The organism is Endozoicomonas sp. Mp262 (genome assembly GCF_025643335.1).
GTDB lineage: Bacteria > Pseudomonadota > Gammaproteobacteria > Pseudomonadales > Endozoicomonadaceae > Endonucleibacter.
Genome location: NZ_CP092489.1, coordinates 131,527 through 154,273 on the forward strand (window position 1 = coordinate 131,527; position 22,747 = coordinate 154,273).

A 22,747-nucleotide genomic window follows, 5' to 3' on the forward strand; every position below is an offset into this window, starting at 1 on the left:
AACATTTTCGATCTGTTGCCACCAGATCACGACTGTTTTTTGTTTGAAGACATCTTAGGAGAATTCCATATTGAAGACTAATATAAGATAATAGAATAAAACATATCCGGTATCACTTACTTTAATAAATCACTTATCATTCATGATCAACAAACACCCCCATAACCCATTACCATATAAATGCCTATCAATATTTTCACCTCTAAAAAGCCTAAACAAAAACAACATACTACCTTCTGCTTTTCTTATATTTCTATTTTTTATTTTTAATAGAGCACAAGCAGATAACTACCTTGGAATTCCACATCAGCAAGACCCTGACTTGGTAGTTTGCGTTTTACCAACTCAATGGGAAAATGGTCCCAACATAAAATACACTTTAAAATTTAATGGCTGGATTCGAGTTATAGCACATACTAATCTTATTAGTGGAAACAAGAATGATGGTTATTTTTTATCGACTACAAATCCTGACACAAGCTCTTCAGACCAGCTTCATGTTTATTATAAAGGCACCTCACCTGTACCAATTTGCTTTTCTCTAAGCAGCAATGGCATGCCAGACTCATTACTTCTTCAAGTAGATAGAAATAAAAGCTATCTCTCTACAGATTCAATGATATCCGCAATTTTTTCTGATCATGATGTATTTTGCAGAGAGTTTAGAAAATATCGACGAATTGAAATTATTACATTCAATCATAATCAAACTATTAGATATTCAGTCCTTATTTCCAGACATCATCTACGACCAATGCAACCAATAAGAGACAAAAACATAAATCAAAAAACAGTTAGCTATATACATTCAATAGAACACACGCACTGGCCAACAGTATTAGAACTTAATTCCAAATTAAACCAAACTTGCTTGCTGGGTATAACCCCCACCTTATTTCGCTATCTATACCTATCTAATGGAATAACTGAAACATCAGCCATACAATTAACAGATGCTATTGGTGTAGCATCCAACTTCATCAAAGATCTTTCTGAAAAAAAACATAACCAACCAAATACAAATAGAAAAGAGCTAATCAAAAAAAACAAAAAATGCAAAGATGATTTTGCAGACAGCATTGATACCAGGTTAACGGAATGGGAAAATATTTGCTTCACAGAAATCAGTCAAATTTTAGCAAACAAGGCCTTTCAAAGTTTAGAAAAGCCTAAAGTCAACCCATATTCCAGGAAACTCACAGAAATATCATCTATAGAGTCGCAAGAAAGTCAAAAAATTTTAACCCAAGAAAATGGCTCTTCGTTATTTCAAGCCATTGCTGAGTCTTACTCTAAACCAGCAATTCCCGCAGACTTGATTAAAGCCCTTAATAACAAGGGCTGTAGCTTGGTAGCCTCTTGCTAAAATCGCAGACTATCCGGTAGAATTTCACCACAATAATAATAACGATGCTCATGTTGTGCCGCTAACGAAACCAAGAACCATTGCTGAAAAACTGCTCAAAATAGTCTCTGATGAAGCGGGTCAAATTCCAGACTTTCGCAAGAAAAGCCAACATGACAAAATTGTCCTTCATGATGCGGTCATGAGTGGCCTGGCAGTCATGCACCTGAAATACCCTTCATTACTGGATTTTGATCAGGATTGTGTCAATAACCCAGATAGGCTCAAGAACTTAAAGTCGATGTACAATGTCAGCTGTGTCCCCAGTGATACCTATCTGAGGGATCTGATTGACCCTATCGAAACACGCTATTTAAGGAAGTTCTTTACCCGCCTGTTTGCCTTTGTGCAACGATCTGGGCGGCTTAAGCAGTTCACTTATTTTGAGGAAGGGTATCTTGCGCCTATCGATGGTACGGGGCACTTTTGCTCAGGGAAGATTAGTTGTCCTGAGTGTTGTGTAAAAAAGCCAGGCAGCAAAAATCCGCAATACTACCATCAGTTACTGGCCTGCTGTCTGGTAAAGCCGGGCAAGAAAGAAGTATTACCTTTAATGCCTGAACCCATCATCAAACAAGTTGATGCGTCAAAGAATGATTGTGAGAAGGTAGCGCTCAAGCGGCTATTGGCGAATTTATCCAGAGAGCATCCGCACCTGCCACTGGTTCTGACTTTTGATGACCTGTACTCAGATGGACCGACCATCAAGTTGGTAAAGTCCTTTGGCTATAGCTTCATTATGGTGGCAAAGGATTCAACCCATGAGTCGTTATACCAGGCCGTCGATGAGCTGGATTGTGCAGACAAAGTGGTGCGCTATGAATATACCGATGATAAAGGGTTTACGCACTGGTTCCGGTTTGTGAATGGTGCCCCCATTAACAAGTCACACCCGGATGTGCTGGTTAACTTTCTCGAATATATAGAAATTGATCCAGAGGGCAACAAGAAGTACGTCAACACCTGGGTCACGGACATTGAGCTTTCAGCCGAGAACGTGAATAAATTCATGCGAGGAGCACGCGCTAAATGGAAAATTGAAAACGAAACGTTCAATACACTGAAAACACAGGGCTACCATCTCGAACACAATTACGGGCACGGAAAGCAGCATCTGGCCAGCAATCTGGCATGCCTGACTTTTACGGCCTTCCTCATCAACCAGATAGAACAACTGTCTTGCAAGCTCTTCCAGGAAGCGCTCAAGATAAAAAAGTCTAAAAAGGCATTCTGGCATGCCATACGAGGGCTGTTTGACTGGTTCTGCATTGATAACTGGACAGACGTATTTACAGCTATCATTGAAGGGCGAAGTGTGAGCTTGAAGTTGCTGACTGTCGATACGACATAGAGCGTTGATGTTAGCCCTGTGACCTGTGTTACCTGTCATTAAAACCGACTGCCGATATAGCAGCAGTCTGGCTCTGTTCATCCGCGATAAAATCATTTTTAATTAACTGAAAATGTGCCAGCCGGAATCTGGTTTGCGGGAATTGCTGACTCTAAACAACTACCATTTTCCAATCGCATATCTGAGGAAGACATAAGGATTACTGTCTGCCAAATAACACATGAAATATGGCAGCTACAACTAAAAGAAGATATGGACAAGTTTAACCGGGCAAATGGTTTTAATCTTTCCCCACAAGAGTTATTTCCTACATACCTTAAAGAGCTACAAGATTTAACGGGATTTTCACCAGAAGAACTAAGAGAAATTTCACCCCACCTACCATCAACAATAGAAATAGAGCCAGGACTTTTGCCATTAATTCAAAAAGTGGTGGATGCCCCCATCCATATCTACTCAAAGGGATCATATAATATTGAAGTTTTCGACGATGATTTATGGGCAGAAAAAGCACCTCACTTAAACCAGTTTTTAAAACATAGAAACGAAAGCGTCAGACTCACTTTGTTCCCCCCTCTATCTAAATCATCTACAGTTGCTCTTTGGCAAGATTTCTCAAAAGATAACTCTTGTCGTTATTTTTGTCTCACTAACCACTCATTTTGCAATAGAAAGGAAGGCCCGAAAGACTAATCCTCCGGACACAATATATCAATATAGTCAGTTATAACCCCACGTTATTTTTCTGGAGCACCTGTTCGGCTCGATAGCTGGAACGGACAAAAGTGCCTGACACCACCTCAAGGAAGCCTTTTTCCAGTCCCCACTGACGATACTTTTCAAATTCCTCAGGGGTAACATAACGGTCAATGGGTAAATGATTTTTGGTGGGCTGGAGATACTGACCAAAGGTGACAATATCAACACCAGCGGCTCTCAAATCATCCATAGCCTCCAGAATTTCGTCTTCTGTTTCCCCCAATCCCAGCATCAGGCTGGTCTTGGTTAACACATCGGGACGGTACTTCTTGGAGTATTCAAGAACCGCCAGAGTTTGCTCATAGCTGGCACGGGGGTCGCGTACCGGGTGAGTCAGCCTCTTCACCGTTTCAACATTTTGGGCAAAAACAGCGATACCACTATCAACCACCGTTTCAATACAGCTGAAATCACCCATAAAGTCCGGTGTTAATACCTCAACATCGGTTTTGGGATTCACCTCTTTTACCTTTCTGACCACAGCAGCATAGTGACCTGCACCACCATCAGTAAGGTCATCACGGTTGACAGAGGTCAGCACCAGGTATTTCAGCCCCATATGTTGAACGGTCTCGGCAGTGCTTTCTGGTTCATTTTCATCCAGCCAGCCTTTGGGATTGCCGGTATTCACTGCACAGAAGCGACAGGCACGGGTACAGACATCCCCCATCAGCATGATGGTGGCAGTACCAGAACTCCAGCATTCATTGATATTGGGGCACATGGCCTCTTCACAGACAGTGCTCAGCTTATGCTTGTGCACAACGGCCTTCACTTCCTTATATTGAGAGCCATACTGAGCCTTAATGCGCAGCCATTCCGGCTTTCTTTGAATGGGCGCAGAACCTCCATGACTGGCCTTTATGCCATTTTTTATGGCCGTGATGCCCCGGTCATTGACGAACTTGGCTCCGCTCTCAATCTGAACAGCGGGAATAAGGTTTTCATCGCTCATAGAGTGAACGCCACAAGTAAATAGTTATATCTAGATTATGATAAACCGCTAGTCACTGGAATACTGTATATCCGTATAACTGCCCAGCTCAGTCATCAGAGATTCAAGCAGGGCATTAGCAGTATTAGCCATAGAGGCCTTGGGATAAAGTGCCTTGAGGGTAGTAACAGGCTGGCCCACATAGCCACAGGGATTGATTCGCTGAAAAGGTTCCAGATCCATATCGACATTTAAGCTCAACCCGTGGTAGGAGCGCATTTTTCTGAAACGTAACCCCAGCGATGCAATTTTGGCATTATCTATATAGACGCCAGGTGCATCCGGCTTGGAATAGGCCTTGATATTATAACCATCCAGCAAACGGATAACGCTATTTTCCAGCGCCGTTACAATTTTTCTCGGGCCGCTGCCACTTCTGCGAACATCCAGCAACAGATACATAACCAGTTGACCGGGGCCATGGTAAGTCACCTGACCACCCCGATCCACCTTTATGACGGGAATATCACCCGCTGCCAGGACATGCTCTGGCTTTCCTGCCTGCCCCAGTGTAAACACCGGATCATGCTCCACAAACCAGATTTCATCGGGTGTATGCTCATCCCTCTGCTCTGTGAAGGTTTTCATGGCCTGCCAGACAGGCTCATAGGCCTTCCTGCCAAGCTGACGGACACACAGTGACTGACTCATAGCACCATTTGAACCCGGCCACTGGCCTTTAACTCTTCATGGAGAGCCTTAAGCTGTTGTTCTCCCGTCGCACGAATCACCACATGAACAGAAAAATACTTTCCGGTGCGACTGGCCTTTACATCCGCCTTGCCATCAAAGTCCCGCGCATGTTTTTTTACTACACGCACAACAAAATCCTTAAAGTCCGGCGCTGCTGCTCCCATTATTCGAATGGGGTAGTCACAGGGAAAGACTATCTTGGGTGCGTCCTGATTGTTACTGCTATCAGCCATATCACTTCTACTGTTTTAAATGAAAATGCAGTTCCCGGAAGGAGCTGCATTTTCCGCTCATGGCTGTTTAATTAGGAAAACAAGCCGCTAAAGAAAAGCATAATTGTATCCCACAGCCGTTTAAAGAAGCCACCTTTCTCAACTGCTTGCTGGGCAAGCAGGGGTACTTCTTTAATCACCTCGTCTTCCAGCATCACTTTGACCTTGCCCACCTTCTGCCCGATGGCTATGGGTGCAATCAGGTTTTGATCCACCTCCATAGTGGCCTTAAGTTTTTTGCCGGTGCCACGGGGCACGGTGACAACTAGATCCCTGTCGATGCCAATGGATGTTTCATCAGCGGTGCCTTTCCAGACTTTTACCACCTGCAGCGGTTCACCGCCTTTTTTGATATCTACATTCTCAAAGAAACGAAAACCGTAAGTGAGCAGTTTCTGTGCTTCCTCTGAACGTTGCTTCTCACTGCTGGCACCCAACAGGACTGCCACCAGGCGTCGATCATCGCGGTGAGCGGTCACGGCAAGGTGATAACCCGTTGCTTCAATATGACCTGTTTTAAGGCCATCAACATAAGGGTTTGTCCACAGCAGGGTGTTCCTGTTAGCTTGTCTGGCCAGAGGCTTGCCCGTTTTTTTATCGACGCCATACTGATAGTACTTCTGGCTGTACAGCCCATAATACTCTGGATAATCCTTAACAATGTGGCGAGAAAGAGTGGCCAGGTCTCTGGCTGTTGAATAATGATCAGAGACAGGCCAGCCCGCTGCATTGCGGAAATGGGTATTATTCATCCCCAGTTTCATGGCGGTGCCATTCATTAACTGGGCAAACGCATCTTCACTGCCAGCAATATGCTCTGCCATGGCAACACTGGCATCATTACCGGAAACAATGATAATCCCCTTCATCAGTTCTTCAACCGGAACCCGTTTGCCCACCTCGACAAACATCGTGGAACCACCCATGGACCAGGCTTTTTCACTGATAAGAACCTTATCATCCCGGCTTATATTACCTGCGTCCAGCTCGGCCTCTGCAATGTAAGCTGTCATCATTTTAGTGACACTGGCAGGATGCATTTTTTCATCGGGGTTTTCTGAAGCCAGCACTTCACCGCTATCCGTATCCATCAAAACATAGCTTTTCACGGCTATTTTGGGAGGAGAAGGAATCAGGGCTGAAATTTTAGCCTGTGCCTGGCCTGTACCCAGGCACATCATCACAGCAACCAGTCCGGCTATTTTTTTTACAGGGGATAGAATATTGCTCATCCAGATTAATGACTCTCTAAAAAATAAACGGAATCCCGGGAGAACGAGATAAAACATGTTGTTTTTTTCGAAGATCCCCAGACCCTGAAAGCTTATGGAGAGAAATGATAAGGTTTTCTGAATAACTACGCCATATGGAAAAAACAGATTGAGTCACTCTTTAGCCAAAAACCGCTCATCAAAGCGCTTCGCTGAATTGTAAAGCCCGAATTTACAAAAAGGTTACTCATAAACAATAAAGGGGGTGTCATAGCGTGATTCAGCTAACTGTTCCAGCAACTCCTCCATATGCTCCGGGCTTTCAACAGGACCAACCCTCACTCGATAATAAGGGTTCACCTCATCATCATTGGCAACAATACTGACCTTAACGCCCAATTTATCAAATACCTCTCTGCGTAACACATGGGCATTATGGAAGTTTTTAAGGGCCGCTAATTGCAGGTAAATCAAGGAATCCTCATCTTTCTTCCTCTCTTTGGAAGTCAGGAATGCACCGGGATCAATGCCTTCTATCTTGACTTTAGAGACACCGCTGTTGGCAAATCCCAACTTCTTCGCTGCAACATACGAAACATCAATCAATCGGTCATCTTTAAAAGGGCCTCGATCATTAACCCTCAATACCACAGAACGGTTATTTTCCAGATTGGTTACTTTGACGTAGGAAGGCAGCGGCAGGGTTTTATGGGCTGCCGTCATCTTGAACATATCGTAAACTTCACCATTGGCAGTTTGCCTCCCGTGGAACTTGGTTCCATACCAGGATGCGATCCCCTCCCTGGAGTAACCCTTAGCGGTTTTAAGGGGTTTGTAGCTGACTCCTCTCAATTTGTAGGGGCTGTGCTTGAGTCGCCCGGAGTGTGGTTCTGGCACCGCATCAGGTATCAAAGAGACATCCACGTGTCCCTTGGGTGGCCCATCTTCTTCTGTTGTGGTGGTTGCAGTGGTTGTACATCCACCAAGGGCGGCGGCCAGCATACCAAAAGCCCAGTAGCGAAATCTTGACGATAAATTTTCCATAAGCGCTTCTGTTTTTAGCAATTGTATCATGAGACCCCGACAGCCATAGGCACATACAGGCTTCTTTACCATTACCATAGAAGAGGCCTGAAGTTGAAGGCACAGGAGCTTACAGGTCATGTCTTGCCGGTCTCCGGAACCTGTTCCTTTACCTGTGTGGCCGCATGGTTATAGCCTGATTTTACCTCTTTTGCCAACTGCACAACCGCCATGGCATACATCTGACTTGGATGATAACGAGTGATGGCATAGTAATTAGTAAAGCCAAGCCAGTATTCAGGGCCTTGCTCCGCCTCCAGGGTTATAGTAGTGGCTTTCTTTACCTCTGGAGGCAAGGCCATGTCTGGATACCACCCCATTTTTCCTAATTCTGCAAGGGTTTTATCCGGCCTGAGACTTGAAGCCTGAGGAAACTCATTGGCAATACGGGTTTGATCCCTGACTTTGGATACCACAGGCATTCCCTTTTGCCACCCCAGCTTACATAAATAGTTTGCCACACTGCCAACGGCATCTTCGCTATAATCCCAGATATTGGATCGTCCATCGCCGGTAAAATCCACAGCATACGTCCGATAGATGGATGGCATAAACCGGGGAATCCCCATGGCCCCGGCATATGACCCCCTGATGTTTTCAGGGTGCTTTATTTTCTGCTCCAGAACCAGCTTGAGAAATTCTTTCAATTCGTTTTTAAAAAACTTATTCCGGGGTGGATAGTCAAAACTGAGTGTGGTAAGCGCATCCAAAACACTAAAACCACCGGTCTGGCGACCATAAGCTGTTTCTACACCCAGCACTGCGACAATAATACTGGCCGGTACACCGTACTCTATTTCTGCCTGCGCCAAGGCCCTGGCATTCTTTTCCCAAAATACAATACCCTGGTTGATGCGTTCAGTCGTCAGAAAAATTTTATGGTAATCCTTCCACGCCAATTGATTTTCAACTTTACGCCCCATCAATTCCAAAGCTTTGTCTGACCTTTTGGCAAGACCAATAACCCTTTCAGTATCTCTCCTTGGGAGCTGCTCTTTTGCTTCAAGATCCCTGATAAATAATTTCACATCTGAACGGTTAATATAACCAAGATATTTATCACTGTGTTTTACCTGGGTATTTTTTTTATCCGGCCGTACCATTATATGTGATGCAAAAACTGACTCCACAGAGAAAGCAACAGATATAAACGACACGATAATTAATAATAAAAAAGGATAAATTACGGATATTCTTTTTACACCCGAATCACCGATACTACCGGGATAGTTATCACTTTGAGGCATAAAAGAAGCATCATCAAAATAAAAAGTTTTCAACCTGGCCATGAAAGTCGTCTCATGTCGTTGAATAGTGCAGACAGGCTGATAACTTTACCTCATTATTAACAAATAGGAAATCTCGAAAAATTACTCCTGCTCCCTGCCCTCTTGTCTATGTTACTAGCTCCAAACCTGACAGACAGTATGAGGCCTGACCATGAAGTTAAGACTATATTCTCAAATTTTACTTGGGTTGTTTTTAATAGCTTCTTTTTGTACCTCTAATGCTGGCCCAGGGTCAGAAGATGAAATACGCTTATTATCTGCAGCTTTTATTGAAAATAATTCTGGAGAAAGAAATGGTGATATTCAGGCTATTTTTATGGAAGATGGATATGAAATACCTACATTAACCCATAAATTTGCTCGCGAACAAATACTCAATGCTGTACAAAGACGTCATGAAAAAGCCATACGTGTCAACTATCTAGCTACTGGGTATGGCGTTTTAGTTGTCAAAGCTGAATTAGACTCTGATGGAGAAAATGATGAAGTTGCAGAAGAAATATATGTGCAACTAAAGTTTAGAAACAAGCCTAAAGCAGTAGAGCTATATACCGATGGAACTCTCAAATTAAGTGAAGAAGACACCACAGATAAAAAGCTTGTATTTGAAAGGGTTAATATTATGGGTGCTAAACCTATTATCATTCCTTTAACACGGCAAAGTGAATTGGCAGATAAAAAATGGTGTACAACTGTTGCACATCTTGCCAAAGAACAAATTTCTCAACTAAAGAATGACAAAAGCAGTTTTGAGAATGATGAAGATTATGAAAAATATAAATGGTGCTGGACATCGCTAACCGAGCAAAACCTTGACTCTGATGAAGATGATAACAAGGAGTGAAAACTGTCATATCAATAGAGCTATTCATTTTTAGCATGAATAACAGAATAATTCCCCCTGGAATCTTCCAGGGGAGCACCGTTAAAAGACCAACAAAAAACTACCTCAAAAAACTCCGATCCGTATGAATAGACATTAACATCCCAAACCCGGCCATCAAGGTAACCAAAGAGGTTCCTCCTCTGCTTACCAGAGGCAGAGGTACGCCAACCACAGGTAAAATACCACTGACCATGCCAATATTTACAAAGACATAAACAAAAAACGTCAATGTAATACTTCCTGCAAGGAGCCGCCCAAACAGGGTTTGCGCATGAAGGGTGACATAAAGCCCGCGACTGATAATCAATGCATACAGGGCCAGCAAAATCAAACATCCCAGTAAACCAAACTCTTCTGCCAATACTGCAATAATAAAATCGGTATGACTTTCAGGAAGAAAATCCAGGTGCGACTGAGTACCTTCCATCCACCCCTTACCATAAAGGCCGCCCGAACCAATGGCCACCGTGGACTGGATAATATTCCAGCCTGATCCCCAGGGATCACGCTGGGGATCAAGGAAGGTCAAGACTCTCTGCTTTTGGTATGCATGCATAAAGTAATGCCAGAGAACATAGACCGAGGGCACAGCCAGCAGAATAGCGGAAAAAATTAACCGCTTGCGAAGTCCCGCCAATAAAAGGACAAATATGCCTGAAGCCCCTATCAAAAGAGCGGTTCCCAAATCAGGCTGTTTAGCAATCAGGACAGCCGGTACACCGATAATGGCAAGGGATATAACCACATCACGCAGGGAAGGGGGCAAGGGTCTCCTTGCCAGATAACTGGCCATAACGATAGGCATGACCAGTTTGATAATCTCTGATGGCTGGAAACGAAATCCCGGCAGCTGTATCCAGCGCTGAGCCCCCTTTGACTCAATCCCATGGACCAAAACCACCAGCAGCAATACGACACCAGCAATATAAAACCAGCGAGACCACTGCATCAGCAGCCGGGGCGGAACCTGGGCTACACTCACCATCACCACAAAGCTGATCAACAGGTAGATCGCCTGCCGGATAACGATGTTTATTTCCTTGCCGGTTGCACTATAAAGAATAAACAGCCCGGCACCCGAGAGCAGCAATAAAAAACCAATCAGGATAAAGTCAATATGCCAGCGTAAAGACCAGCTGGCCGCTCTCCCGAATCCGCTTCCACTCTGCAGCTGCCGGACAAAATCCGGTTTAGACATACTATTTCACAGCTCCCTGTAACTTTGGCAATAAATAAGAATCTATCACTTTACGAGCCACATTGGATGCGCCTGAGTTGTTCTCCAATACCACAGAAATGGCTATCTGCGGGTCATCTACCGGGGCAAAGGCAATAAACAGGCTATGATCCCGCTCAAACTCTTTGAGTTTTTCTGCATCATACTCTTCACCCTGGGCAATACTGACAACCTGAGCGGTTCCGGTCTTTGCAGCCATAGTGTATTTAAGCCCACGCCCTATACGCCAGTGAGCTGTTCCCCTGGGGGCACTAACCACCTTTTCCATGGCATCAATGACAGTCTCCCAATTTCGTTTGCCACCAACCGTAATATCCCCGCCCCAAACCTTTTGCTCATGGTCTTCAACGGTATTTTTCACAAGTATGGGTTGAATATGTCGGCCTCTATTGGCAATTAGTGCGGTTGCTTCAGCCAGTTGCAGGGGAGTAGCCAGCATATAACCCTGCCCGATAATGGCAATAACTGTCTCCCCCGGATACCAGGGCTGACCATAAAGCCCCCGCTTCCAGGCTTTGGAGGGCAGTAAACCCGGGCGTTCTTCTCCGATATCAATACCTGTCCTTCGACCAAAGCCAAACTGACTGGCAAATTCATGCAGTCCATCAATACCCAGCTTGCCCGCCTGGTTATAAAAGTAGGTATCGTTAGAAACAACAATGGCTTTCTCCAGATTGACCCAGCCATGCCCCTGCCGCTTCCAGTTACGAAACCGGTGCTCACTACCAGGCAGTTGAAACCAGCCCTTGTCAAATACCCGATGTTTAGGCCCGACAATGTCATTTGCCAGTAATGCCAGCGCCATAATGGGCTTGATGGTTGAAGCCGGCGGATACTCTCCCAAGCTTGCCCTGTTATAGAGCGGTCTTTCTATATCCGTATTCAGACTCTTATACGTTTTTGAGTCAATACCGGTAACAAACAGGTTGGGGTCGAAGGATGGGTTACTCACCATAGCCAGAACCCCACCCGTCCTGGGGTCAAGTGCAACCACAGCCCCCCGCCGACCTTCCATTGCTTCAATGGCTTTACGCTGTAAATCCGTATCAAGATATAATGTCAGGTCCTGACCGGGTACTGGCTGTTCTTGTTTGAGCACACGCAAAACCCTGCCCCGGGCATTGGTTTCAACCTCTTGATAGCCAGGCTTACCCATCAAAATATCTTCATAATATTTTTCCAGGCCAATCTTCCCGATAGTATGAGTACCGCTATATCTTGCGGCATCGAGATTTTTAAGCTCCCTGTCATTGATCCGCCCCACATAGCCAACACTGTGAGAATATAGTGAACCTTCCGGATAATAGCGCACCAATTCAGCATTAATTTCAACACCGGGCAACCGAAATTGATTCACTGCAATTTTAGCAATTTCCTCATCCGTCAGATCAAACTTCAATGGCACCGCCTCAAAAGGCCGTCCCTGCCTGGATCGACGACGATAGCGACTCAGTTCATTCTCGGTAAGCGGTATCATCTCTGCGATAGAGTCCAGTAATTCATCCGTATTTTTTACGCGCTCGCGCACAATGGATAGAATATGGCTGGATCTGTTCATTGCCAGAAGCTGACCTCTACTGTCGTATATCAGCCCCCTGGTTGGAGGTAATGCCCGAAGATGCACACGGTTTTCATCGGACTGGGTAGACATTTCACTGTAGCGAATGATTTGAAGATAAAAGAGCCTGGATATGAGACCTGCAACCAAAAGCAGCATAAAGCCCACAGCAACCCAAACCCTGGTATTCACAATTTTTTTTTCGGCTTTATGATCCTTTAAAGTCTCTGCCGACATATGCGCAGTACTCAGTCAATGATGTTTTACTGGAAAATGCCACAATCCTGTTCAATCCTGGCGGCACTTTCCGCGAATGACGATTGGGGTCAGTTATTTATGATAGGGATGGTTATTCAGTATGCTCCAGGCACGGTAAACCTGCTCGGCAACAATAACCCTGACCATAGGATGGGGCAGAGTCAGGGGAGATAAGGACCAGCGTAAGTCTGACCGCTGTAAACATCGGCTATGCAATCCTTCCGGGCCACCTACCAGCAAACTTACATTACAACCTGAGTGAAGCCATCCACCCAGCTTATCCGCCAGTTGTTCTGTAGCCCAGGGTTTCCCCTGAATTTCAAGAGTAACGACGATATCCCCCTGACCAATAGCAGCAAGCATCTGTGTCGCTTCTTTTTCTTGTAAACGACAGATATCAGAGCCTTTGCTTCTGCGTCCCAGTGGAATCTCCACAAGCTCCAGCCTAACATCCTTTGCAAGCCGTCGGCTGTACTCCCGGTAGCCCTCTTCAACCCATCCTGGCATCCGGGATCCCACTGATATCAGCCTGACCCGCATCAGGATTGCTCACTGGTACTCAGTACACCGGCACTGGCATTATCCCATAACCGCTCAAGATCATAGAACTGTCGGGTGGCTGGTAACATAATATGGGCAACCACATCACCCAGGTCCACCAAAACCCACTCAGCCTTATCCGCTCCTTCTGTCCCAAGAGGGCGAACACCCTGTTTTTTACATTTATCAATCACATTATCAGCAAGGGACTTAACATGTCTATTGGATGTACCACATGCTATAACCATATGGTCAGTGACACTGGTAAGATCCGCCACTTTAAGGCTAACAATATCATTGCCCTTTAACTCATCCAGGGCATTAACCACCAGCTTTTTCAGTTCATCAGCGTGCATAAATTGCCTTCAGTTCCTCATTTTCATCAAAGTAATCGGGCAGATTCTCAGTCTTTTCATGGATTAATCAACGTGGAAATCCACTACTTACGTATATGACCATCACCCAGAACAATATATTTCTGGCTGGTAAGCCCCTCCAGACCAACAGGCCCTCTGGCATGGATCTTATCCGTAGATATGCCTATCTCAGCTCCCAGTCCATACTCAAAGCCGTCCGCAAATCGTGTTGATGCGTTAATCATTACCGAGCTGGAGTCCACTTCCCTGAGAAAACGACGTCCCTTGGAGTAATCTTCAGTGATAATAGAATCAGTATGGTGTGAGCCATATCGGTTAATGTGAGCAATGGCTTCATCCATATCCCGTACAACCCTGACTGCCAGCACCGGCCCCAGGTATTCGGCCATCCAGTCCACCTCCATGGCCGCAATGGCATCAGGAAGGGTGTCGCAGACCACCGGGCAACCTCTCAGTTCCACGGCTTTCTGCCTGAAACCGGCAGCCAGCTCAGGTAACAGTGTTTGAGCCAGTTGTTCATGAATCAGCAGGGTTTCCATGGCATTACAGACGCCATAACGATGGGTTTTTGCATTGATAGCGATCCTGACAGCCTTGGTTATATCAGCCCGGTCATCAATGTAGACATGACAAATTCCATCCAGGTGCTTGATCACCGGTACACGGGCATCCTTACTAATTCGCTCAATCAAGCCTTTGCCACCCCTGGGAATGATGACATCCACAAACTCAGGCATGGTTATCAAGGAACCCACCGCTGCCCTGTCCGTTGTCTCAACAACCTGAACAACGCTGTCTGGCAATTCCGCCTGCTTGAGTCCAGCTTGAATACAGGCCGCAATGGCCCGGTTGGAATAGATGGATTCTGATCCACCCCGAAGAATAGCGGCATTGCCGGATTTCAGGCACAGGCTGGCAGCTTCCACAGTTACATTGGGGCGGGATTCGTAAATAATGCCAATGACACCCAGGGGCACTCTCATCCGACCCACCTGAATACCGCTTGGTACATATTTCAGGTCATCAATGGCTCCAATGGGATCGGGTAGTCCTGCAACCTGCTTTAACCCTTCGATCATTCCATCAATTCGGGAATCGGTGAGTTCCAGCCTGTCAAGCAGCGCATCATCCAATCCAGCCCTGCGACCATTATCCAGATCTTTTTGATTGGCCTCTTTAAGTCTTGGGCGTTCTGCGTCAAGGGTATCAGCAATCGCCATCAATGCCCGGTTTTTCTGGCATGTTTCAGCCCTTGCAATAAGGGCGCTGGCTTCTCTGGCAGTTTTTCCAAGCCTGCGCATATAGCAATCGACGTTTTCAGACACTCAGTGATTCTCCACAGCCTAACTGGATCGGACACAAATTATATCTTCTCTCTTACGGATATTGCATCAACAGAGCCAATAGAGAGTCGTTAACGGAGAATAGCATGGCACTATGCTTCCAATTAACCCTTTACTGACCGCCGGTTGATGCAGGATCTCAGCATAAAAATCCATCAGTCAGCCGCCACCGGCATGGTAAATTCGAAAATAGTTCCACCTTCCGGGTGACGCTGAAAGTTCAAGCGACCTCCATGAGACTGGATGATCGAGTGACAGACTGAAAGCCCAATCCCCATACCATCCTGCTTGGTGGTATAAAACGGTGTAAACAGCTTTTCCTCCGCATCTTCAGCAAGCCCATAGCCCCTGTCAATAACAGAGACCTTCACAAAAGCCTCGCCTTCCATTCGGGTTGTGACCTTGACGCCAATAGGGCTGGTTTCCAGACCTCTCATTGCCTCCATACCATTTCGAATAAGATTCAATGCCACCTGCTGAATCTGTACCGGATCAACTTTTACCTTTGGAAGAGCCTCACCAAGCTCCAGATGAATTTCCATATTGTTATTTCTGGCATCCACTTCAGCCAGTTTATAGGTATCACTGATCAGCTTATTCGGGTCTACACGCCCCAAAACATGATCCGGTTTTTTCACAAAGGAACGAATGCGGGAAATGATATCGCCAGCCCTGCGAGCCTGGTTATTTATCTTGACCATTGCTTCGCTGATGCATTCATCCTTTATCTCCAGGCGAGCAAGCATTCGCCTGGCAACCTGGGCATAATTGGAAATGGCTGTCAGAGGCTGGTTCACTTCATGGGCAAAACCCGCCGCCATTTCTCCCATAGTGCTTAGCCGGGAGACATGGGTCAGTTTTTCCTTCTGTGCATCCAGTTCATCCAATGCCCTTTGCAGCGCTTCCTTTTGTCTTTTTTTCTCGGTAATGTCCTTGAATACAACCACTGCACCCGTTGCCTCCCCATCCTCCATAATAGGAGTACAGGAGTAACTGGCAGGAAAAGGGGTTCGATCTTTGTGCCAGAACGTACCGTCTTCCACCGATTTAGCGACGCCCTTATTGATAGCTACCTGAATAGGGGCAAGAGTCTGGGCATTTTCCCCCCCGCCGCCAACCATTAAACCGATCAAATTGCATCCGTCCAACTCATCAATGGACCATCCTGTCATCATGGCAGCCGCATGATTGGCAAAGGTGATATACCCCTGGTTATCCAGCCCGAAAATGCCTTCATTCATACTCTCCAGAATTCTTTCTTTATCTTGCTCCAGTTGCCGGTTACGCTCGGAAAGCGCTCTTTCGAGCCGGTGAATCTTGAGCTGGGTTTCAACGCGGGCAATGACCTCTTCAGCCTGAAAAGGTTTTGAAATATAGTCTACAGCACCGGACTCAAGTCCCCGGACCTTATCCTTGGTATCATCCAGCGCAGAAAGAAAGATAATGGTTATATTTTCTGTCTCGGCATTTTCTTTAAGTTGACGACAGACTTCATAACCATCCATCCCCGGCATCATAATGTCCAGCAGCACCAGTGCTGGCTTCGCTTTCAAGGCAATTCTAAGGGCGCTTTCACCGTTCTTGGCAATAAGGAGCTTATAGCCACGCCCGCTAAGTGTTTGCAAAAGCATTTGCAAATTAGTGGGATTATCATCCACAAGCAGGATCCGGTCCGCTTCAACTACTGGTACGGTAGGTGCTTCAGCAACATACATCTCAAACAAACCCTAATACTTATATATCGCTTGCCGGACAATAAATGACCGGAAAATAACAGGATGGCATCGTTCACAGGATTCTGCCTGATATTCATTATGCTTCCAAATGACAAATACAGGTAGTATTGCCCTAATTGTTTTCGGAGTTGAATATGAAAGTACTGGTAATAGGAAGTACAGGAAAAACAGGCCATGAGCTCTGCATGTTACTGAAGGAAAAGAATATTCCCTACGATGCCCCCGGCCGCAAAGAGCTTGATCTTGCCTACCCGGAACAAATACAGTCCTGCCTTAAGCACTACAAGCCCGATATTGTTGTCAACGCTGCCTCGTACAATAATCCTGGGCAAGCTGAAATAGAACCCGCTTATTGCTTCAGAATTAATAAAGATGCAGTGGCGGAAATAGCCGACTACTGTAATCGACAGGGGTGTATCCTGATCCAGGTGTCCACCTACCGTATCTTTGATGGCATCCAAAGCGAACCTTATAGTGAGCAGGACACACCAAACCCCTCCAACGTGCAGGCCATCAGCCGCTGGCAGGCAGAGCAGGAAATCCACAAGCGTTGTGCCAGGCATATTATTCTTCGCCTCTCATGGGTTATCAGTGAAAGGCGAAACAATATGCTGGCCAAACTGCTCGACCAGTTAAGTTGCCACCAGGAGGTAACGGTAACTTCAGATCAACTGGGTTGCCCAACCCCCGCAGAAGATGCTGCCAGAGTCATTATAGCCATTATCCAGCAGCTGGACTGCGGAGCCGATGTCTGGGGAACGTACCACTATGCATCCACTGAAGCCGTATCAGAGAATAGCTTTGCAGAAATTGTCACCTTGGAAGCCTCTCACTACCATCACCTTAAAGTTAAAAAGCTTAAGATGAATAAGATGGATAACCGCAAAGGCGTGTTGCCACCCGCCAATGCCAACCTGGACTGTAGCCTTATCCTCAATACCTTTGGTATTCACCGAAGACCCTGGCGTACTGCCCTGTCAAAAATTATTTACTCCTATTTCCAAAATACACCTTTTTCTTGATCAATGTTTTTAGACAGCATCCCCAAATTACCCGTTTCAGAGATCCTGCCCGAACTCGGTATTAACCTGAAACAAAACCACACCGTAATATTGCAGGCAGCAACCGGTGCCGGTAAAACAACCCTGGTTCCTTTGTATCTACTCCAATCAGGTTTTATAAAAGGCAAGATTTTAATGCTGGAGCCAAGGCGCATAGCCACTTCAGCTGCTGCCGCCAGAATGGCCAGCCTTCTTAATGAAGTCACGGGCAAGACGGTGGGCTATCGTATGCAAATGGATAGCCAGGTTAGCAGTCAAACCCAAATAGAAGTGGTCACTGAGGGTATTTTCACCCGAATGATACAGACTGACCCGGAACTGTCCGGCATTGGCCTGATCATCTTCGATGAATTCCATGAACGCTCCCTACAAAGCGACCTGGGACTTGCCCTTGCCCTGCAAAGCCAGGAACTAAGGGATCATCCCCTCAAAATACTGATTATGTCAGCAACCATTGATAGCAAAACCCTTGCCCAGCAGTTGTCAGCACCTGTTATCAATAGCAAGGGCTTTTTGCATCCTGTTGCTACTCACTATCTCCACAAACCACTAACAGACCGGCGGTTTCATACTATTTGCCAGGCAACGGCGGCAAAAGTCAAACAAGCCCTGAGTGAAGCAACCGGTAGCATCCTGGTATTTCTTCCGGGAAGTGGCGAGATCAGACAAACCTATCAGTTACTGAAGGACAGTTATCTTCCGGTAAATATTAAGCTTTATCCATTATTTGGTGAGATGTCCCTGGAAAAACAGCGACAGGCCATTCAGCCACCGGTCAATAACGAAAGAAAAATTGTGCTGGCCACCAATATTGCCGAAACCAGCCTGACTATTGAAGGCATTTGCATTGTTATCGACTCAGGACTTTCACGGCGGGCTTTGTATAATCCCGGAACCGGAATGAATCAACTGGTCACCCGACGTTTAAGTCGTAGCAGTGCTGACCAGCGAAAGGGCCGGGCAGGAAGACTGGAACCCGGTATTTGCTATCGCTTATGGACCCAAAGCGAACATCAACAGCTGGAAGCCAGTGACCCACCGGAAATACTGGAAGCTGACCTTACGCCTTTGGCCTTGGAGCTACATGCGTGGGGGTGCCAACAGCCAGAAGAATTGTTTTGGCTAGACCCGCCTGTCCCAAGCCGTTATCAACAAGCTCTATCATTACTGAAGCAACTCAATGCCCTTGAAACTGTTGATAACCAAGGATTCAGAATTACCAGACACGGCCAGGAAATGGTAAAACCGGGAACCCATCCCCGTATAGCCCACATGCTGCTGTTGGCTTATTCCGAAAATATTTATGATACCGGATGCCGGCTTGCAGCGATTCTCTCTGAAAGGGATCTGCTCCGGGGAACTAAAGACCTGTCGGCAAATATTCACTTACGGCTTGATCTTTTTGAAAAAGGAAATACCTCTGACCACGATAAAGCAGGCCTGGCCAGGGCAAAACGTCTACTCACCCAATGGCAAAGAAGAGGTTCATCCTCCACTTCTGAACACATCAGCAACCACAGCGCAGCACGTTTATTGCTGACAACCTGGCCCGACCGATTAGCAAAGCGCCGTGGACACTCAACAACCTACCTGACAGCCACTGGCCAGGGAGCCGAACTGAAACCTGATGACCCTCTGGCAGATTATGAATACCTGGTTATCCCGGATATGGGCGGCCATACATCCCGACGCAATGCTTCTGTTTTCCTTGCCTGTCCCGTTGACAAGTACCTGATTTATGAAGTGCTCACAGACCAGATTGAAGAATCAGAAGACATTTTCTGGGATAGCAAGCTGAAACGGGTTACAGCCACCTCCTGCGACAAGCTCGGAGCCATAACCCTTGACCGGCAAAATATTTCCCGCCCGGCACCAGAAAAAGTACAGGCAGCGCTACTGGGGGGCATTAGAGCGGAAGGACTAAAAGCCTTACCCTGGGATAAAGCATCACTTCAGCTAAAAGCCCGACTATGCTTTCTGGGGCAGCTTAATCATCACCTAACTGAACCCTTGCCAGATTTTAGTGATACAGGGCTGATAACAAACATCAATGAATGGCTGGCTCCCTATCTACAGGGTATAACCCGACTGGAGCAATTGGGCAGGCTTAATATGAGCGAGATTATAAAATCACGACTCAGCTGGCATCAGCTGCAAATCCTGGATGCCGAAGCACCGGAAACCTGGCAAGTACCCAGCGGCTCAAAAATCCGGATTTGCTACGATAAGCGGGAAGAACCCAAGCTCTCTGTGCGCCTGCAGGAGCTGTTTGGTCTGGACGCAACCCCCCGTATTGGTTTTGGTGAACACCCTCTCACTATCGAATTGCTATCACCCGCCCGGCGCCCTGTACAAATTACCCGGGATCTCAAAAATTTCTGGCAAAAAACCTACCTTGAGGTTAAAAAAGACTTAAAGGGACGTTATCCAAAACATTACTGGCCTGATGATCCGGCCACAGCTGAGCCAACAAAATATACCAAACCCCGGCGTCAATAATTTTTCAGGAGGCTTATATCCCCGCCTGATTGCATCCGAAGATGCATAAAGGCGAGGGTTTACAGCGATTTTTCTAAAAACCGCTTTCACGAATTAGTAAGGCACCAAAACCCGTTATGACTTTTTGCAACCAACTAACCGAGTCTCCTTCAATATGTACGACCCCATCTATATGCCATGATGGCATTGAGAGTTCTTCTATTGGGTTAAGAACAACACGATAATAGGCTTGCTTAGGATATAGACTATCTTCTCCATTATTTAATGTTCTGACAGGAATCTCCCCACCATAAATTGATGCCATGGCAGGATAGGGCAGCTCGATAACGGCAGTTTTATCAATAGATGATACAGATATATTGATTTTTCCCATATCTCCAGTTGAGGGGATAAATAATGCTTTAGCCCCTAGTGCTATTTTATTAAGTAAGTCCTCAGGGATCATGGCATGAATCTTAATTTCCGTATCAGAAGCCAATACGGCAATGGGTTTATTTTTTGAAATCCATATCCCATCATGCAAATCAGCTATTCTTGTAATACGCCCCGAATAAGGGGCTATTATTGTAAGACGCTGAATCTTTAAATGGATACCACTCAAACGACTATTCAACTCTCCAATCTGCTGTTTAATAATTTCAAGTGAAGCTCTGTTTGCATCTGCCCCCACCTGCCTTTTCAGGAGTTTTTTCTTCAGCATAATTTGTTGAAGTAACAATTGATATTCTTTTTTTAATACTGGAGAATCCAATACAAATAAAACATCCCCCGCTTGAACCTGATCTCCAGGATTAACATTAACATGAGTTATCACAGAAGACTCCGGAGGGTAGATATCTATCATTTTATGGGGCACAATAACAGCTTGAAAAGCTAATGAATTCGTCCATGGTACAGATATTAAAATAAATAACGAAAAAAGCAGAAAAACGGTTCTTGCAGTGCAGGAATTCCATGAAATATTAGCTCTTCGTCTATACCATTGCAATACTTCTGAGTATATTGGCAAAAGAATAAACCAGATTATTTCAACAAGAAACAAAATAATTCCAAGTGCCTTGAAAACAAAGTAATAGACCAAAACAGCAATACCCAGAAAAAGGAAAAACCTGTAAATCCAGGTACACCAGGCATACCCAATAAAAATACGCTTTCGTACAGTAGATAGGTTTTCGGGGGGATTTTCTTTAAAACCAAACAACCATTCACGCAACCCCCAACGCCCCATTGCAAAGGCACGGGGTTGTAAATTCTCAGCCTTTAACCAATCAGAAAGAAAATAATATCCATCAAAGCGCATGAATGGGCTAAGATTCACAGCCAATGATGTAATCCAGCTGGTAGTGGCAATAAAAAATGCAGCACTCCGGGCCAAACCATCAGGAAAAAAGCTCCAACAAAATGTTGCCAGCATAGCTATATGTACTTCAACCTTAATACCGGCAATCACTATTGCAAGCCTTTCACGATGATTCTTTAGACGCCATGCATCTGTCGTATCAGTATAAAGAACAGGAAACAAGACAAGAAATGCAACTCCCATTGAAGAGACTTTACACCCCCTTCGTTTTGCAGCAAAGGCATGTCCTAACTCATGACCACTTTTAATAAATAAAAGGGTTATTAAATAAAATGCAAAACCATCCCACGAAAAGAAATACAAAAAGGTTGACTTAAACTCCTCCCATTGACGAATAACTAAAAAAACACCAATTATCCCAAGCACGCGAATTAGAATAATTATTCTACGATCTAAAAAATTATTAATCCATGGAACTGTACGATCTAATAACTCATCTGGACGAAAAAGTGGGATTTTAATAAATAAATAGTTATGGATAATCCAACTCAGCCAATTCTTTTCAACCATTCCTTTCCTGATCAGAGAATCTAACCCCACCTTATCCTCAACAAGAACCAATTCATTAATTTGCAAAAAATGAACAAACCCCTCTACTTCCCCTTTACTAACATCAAGGCTAAAATAATCGCTAACATAGCGAATAAACGCATTAACTTCACAATTTTTTTTCCATGCGCGTATTAAACGCAACCCCTTGAATCCCAGACTAAAATAACGATTGCGAAGAGGGTCATAAACCACCCACCCATCTGAGCCATCTTCTTGCTTTGGGCCTTCCAGTATTTGCAAGTCCTCGCGCAAACCAGGCAAATATAATACTTTATTATCCATA

At 45.3% G+C, this 22,747-nt stretch carries 19 protein-coding genes; 6 read left to right on the plus strand and 13 right to left on the minus strand.

Annotated features, from left to right (window positions below):
- Positions 1 to 142: 142 nt before the first annotated feature.
- From MJ595_RS00520 to MJ595_RS00530, 3 genes are all read left to right on the plus strand, one after another.
- On the plus strand, positions 143 to 1,366 hold the full coding sequence (locus MJ595_RS00520; RefSeq protein WP_263080572.1) for a hypothetical protein: 1,224 nt from the start codon (positions 143 to 145) through the stop codon (positions 1,364 to 1,366).
- 55 nt (positions 1,367 to 1,421) lie between these two features.
- The gene (locus MJ595_RS00525) at positions 1,422 to 2,756 is read left to right on the plus strand and encodes a transposase (protein WP_263080573.1); all 1,335 of its coding nucleotides are present in this window, start codon (positions 1,422 to 1,424) and stop codon (positions 2,754 to 2,756) included.
- Positions 2,757 to 2,870: 114 nt separating this feature from the next.
- Entirely contained in the window at positions 2,871 to 3,449 is a 579-nt protein-coding gene (locus MJ595_RS00530; protein WP_263080574.1) for a hypothetical protein, read from the plus strand.
- 31 nt (positions 3,450 to 3,480) lie between these two features.
- Here the strand turns inward: MJ595_RS00530 and lipA are convergent, their stop codons facing one another.
- From lipA to mltB, 6 genes are all read right to left on the minus strand, one after another.
- Entirely contained in the window at positions 3,481 to 4,470 is a 990-nt protein-coding gene (lipA, locus tag MJ595_RS00535) for a lipoyl synthase (protein ID WP_263080575.1), read from the minus strand.
- A 48-nt stretch (positions 4,471 to 4,518) separates the two neighbouring features.
- The gene (gene lipB / locus MJ595_RS00540) at positions 4,519 to 5,160 is read right to left on the minus strand and encodes a lipoyl(octanoyl) transferase LipB (RefSeq protein WP_263080576.1); all 642 of its coding nucleotides are present in this window, start codon (positions 5,158 to 5,160) and stop codon (positions 4,519 to 4,521) included.
- Positions 5,157 to 5,435, minus strand: a complete 279-nt coding sequence (locus MJ595_RS00545; RefSeq protein ID WP_263080577.1) for a DUF493 domain-containing protein — start codon at positions 5,433 to 5,435, stop codon at positions 5,157 to 5,159. Before MJ595_RS00545 ends, lipB begins: the two co-directional genes overlap by 4 nt.
- A 71-nt stretch (positions 5,436 to 5,506) precedes the next feature.
- Entirely contained in the window at positions 5,507 to 6,763 is a 1,257-nt protein-coding gene (locus MJ595_RS00550) for a D-alanyl-D-alanine carboxypeptidase (protein WP_263080578.1), read from the minus strand.
- Between the two features lie 165 nt (positions 6,764 to 6,928).
- A complete protein-coding gene (locus MJ595_RS00555; protein ID WP_263322430.1) occupies positions 6,929 to 7,687 on the minus strand; it encodes a septal ring lytic transglycosylase RlpA family protein in 759 nt (252 codons plus the stop codon).
- 158 nt (positions 7,688 to 7,845) lie between these two features.
- A complete protein-coding gene (gene mltB / locus MJ595_RS00560; protein ID WP_263080579.1) occupies positions 7,846 to 9,057 on the minus strand; it encodes a lytic murein transglycosylase B in 1,212 nt (403 codons plus the stop codon).
- 151 nt (positions 9,058 to 9,208) lie between these two features.
- Here mltB and MJ595_RS00565 point away from each other — a divergent pair, with 151 nt between their 5' ends.
- On the plus strand, positions 9,209 to 9,901 hold the full coding sequence (locus MJ595_RS00565) for a hypothetical protein (protein ID WP_263080580.1): 693 nt from the start codon (positions 9,209 to 9,211) through the stop codon (positions 9,899 to 9,901).
- Positions 9,902 to 10,001: 100 nt separating this feature from the next.
- Here the strand turns inward: MJ595_RS00565 and rodA are convergent, their stop codons facing one another.
- From rodA to MJ595_RS00595, 6 genes are all read right to left on the minus strand, one after another.
- A complete protein-coding gene (gene rodA, locus MJ595_RS00570) occupies positions 10,002 to 11,141 on the minus strand; it encodes a rod shape-determining protein RodA (protein ID WP_263080581.1) in 1,140 nt (379 codons plus the stop codon).
- A gap of 1 nt (position 11,142) precedes the next feature.
- Positions 11,143 to 12,930 (minus strand): penicillin-binding protein 2, encoded by a 1,788-nt coding sequence (gene mrdA / locus MJ595_RS00575; RefSeq protein ID WP_263080582.1) that lies wholly within the window; start codon positions 12,928 to 12,930, stop codon positions 11,143 to 11,145.
- Positions 12,931 to 13,068: 138 nt separating this feature from the next.
- Positions 13,069 to 13,536: a 23S rRNA (pseudouridine(1915)-N(3))-methyltransferase RlmH gene (gene rlmH / locus MJ595_RS00580; protein WP_263080583.1), complete on the minus strand. Its 468-nt coding sequence runs from the start codon at positions 13,534 to 13,536 to the stop codon at positions 13,069 to 13,071.
- On the minus strand, positions 13,536 to 13,892 hold the full coding sequence (gene rsfS / locus MJ595_RS00585) for a ribosome silencing factor (protein WP_263080585.1): 357 nt from the start codon (positions 13,890 to 13,892) through the stop codon (positions 13,536 to 13,538). Before rsfS ends, rlmH begins: the two co-directional genes overlap by 1 nt.
- An 83-nt stretch (positions 13,893 to 13,975) precedes the next feature.
- A complete protein-coding gene (locus tag MJ595_RS00590) occupies positions 13,976 to 15,214 on the minus strand; it encodes a glutamate-5-semialdehyde dehydrogenase (protein WP_263322431.1) in 1,239 nt (412 codons plus the stop codon).
- Positions 15,215 to 15,411: 197 nt separating this feature from the next.
- Entirely contained in the window at positions 15,412 to 16,971 is a 1,560-nt protein-coding gene (locus MJ595_RS00595) for a response regulator (protein ID WP_263080586.1), read from the minus strand.
- A gap of 155 nt (positions 16,972 to 17,126) precedes the next feature.
- Between MJ595_RS00595 and MJ595_RS00600 the strand changes: the two genes are divergently transcribed.
- On the plus strand, positions 17,127 to 18,014 hold the full coding sequence (locus MJ595_RS00600; protein WP_263080587.1) for an NAD(P)-dependent oxidoreductase: 888 nt from the start codon (positions 17,127 to 17,129) through the stop codon (positions 18,012 to 18,014).
- A gap of 3 nt (positions 18,015 to 18,017) precedes the next feature.
- The gene (gene hrpB / locus MJ595_RS00605) at positions 18,018 to 20,552 is read left to right on the plus strand and encodes an ATP-dependent helicase HrpB (RefSeq protein ID WP_263080588.1); all 2,535 of its coding nucleotides are present in this window, start codon (positions 18,018 to 18,020) and stop codon (positions 20,550 to 20,552) included.
- A 73-nt stretch (positions 20,553 to 20,625) separates the two neighbouring features.
- On the opposite strand, the gene MJ595_RS00610 is transcribed toward hrpB, so the two are convergent.
- Positions 20,626 to 22,746 (minus strand): efflux RND transporter periplasmic adaptor subunit, encoded by a 2,121-nt coding sequence (locus MJ595_RS00610; protein WP_263080590.1) that lies wholly within the window; start codon positions 22,744 to 22,746, stop codon positions 20,626 to 20,628.
- Position 22,747: the final 1 nt, after the last annotated feature.

Coding starts and splice junctions, on each gene's coding strand:
- MJ595_RS00520 (WP_263080572.1), top strand. CDS start 143: ATGATCAACAAACACCCCCATAACCCATTACCATATAAATGCCTATCA.
- lipA (WP_263080575.1), bottom strand. CDS start 4,470: ATGAGCGATGAAAACCTTATTCCCGCTGTTCAGATTGAGAGCGGAGCC.
- lipB (WP_263080576.1), bottom strand. CDS start 5,160: ATGAGTCAGTCACTGTGTGTCCGTCAGCTTGGCAGGAAGGCCTATGAG.
- MJ595_RS00545 (WP_263080577.1), bottom strand. CDS start 5,435: ATGGCTGATAGCAGTAACAATCAGGACGCACCCAAGATAGTCTTTCCC.
- MJ595_RS00550 (WP_263080578.1), bottom strand. CDS start 6,763: ATGTTTTATCTCGTTCTCCCGGGATTCCGTTTATTTTTTAGAGAGTCA.
- MJ595_RS00555 (WP_263322430.1), bottom strand. CDS start 7,687: ATGCTGGCCGCCGCCCTTGGTGGATGTACAACCACTGCAACCACCACA.
- mltB (WP_263080579.1), bottom strand. CDS start 9,057: ATGGCCAGGTTGAAAACTTTTTATTTTGATGATGCTTCTTTTATGCCT.
- MJ595_RS00565 (WP_263080580.1), top strand. CDS start 9,209: ATGAAGTTAAGACTATATTCTCAAATTTTACTTGGGTTGTTTTTAATA.
- rodA (WP_263080581.1), bottom strand. CDS start 11,141: ATGTCTAAACCGGATTTTGTCCGGCAGCTGCAGAGTGGAAGCGGATTC.
- rlmH (WP_263080583.1), bottom strand. CDS start 13,536: ATGCGGGTCAGGCTGATATCAGTGGGATCCCGGATGCCAGGATGGGTT.
- rsfS (WP_263080585.1), bottom strand. CDS start 13,892: ATGCACGCTGATGAACTGAAAAAGCTGGTGGTTAATGCCCTGGATGAG.
- MJ595_RS00590 (WP_263322431.1), bottom strand. CDS start 15,214: ATGCGCAGGCTTGGAAAAACTGCCAGAGAAGCCAGCGCCCTTATTGCA.
- MJ595_RS00595 (WP_263080586.1), bottom strand. CDS start 16,971: ATGTATGTTGCTGAAGCACCTACCGTACCAGTAGTTGAAGCGGACCGG.
- MJ595_RS00600 (WP_263080587.1), top strand. CDS start 17,127: ATGAAAGTACTGGTAATAGGAAGTACAGGAAAAACAGGCCATGAGCTC.
- hrpB (WP_263080588.1), top strand. CDS start 18,018: ATGTTTTTAGACAGCATCCCCAAATTACCCGTTTCAGAGATCCTGCCC.
- MJ595_RS00610 (WP_263080590.1), bottom strand. CDS start 22,746: ATGGATAATAAAGTATTATATTTGCCTGGTTTGCGCGAGGACTTGCAA.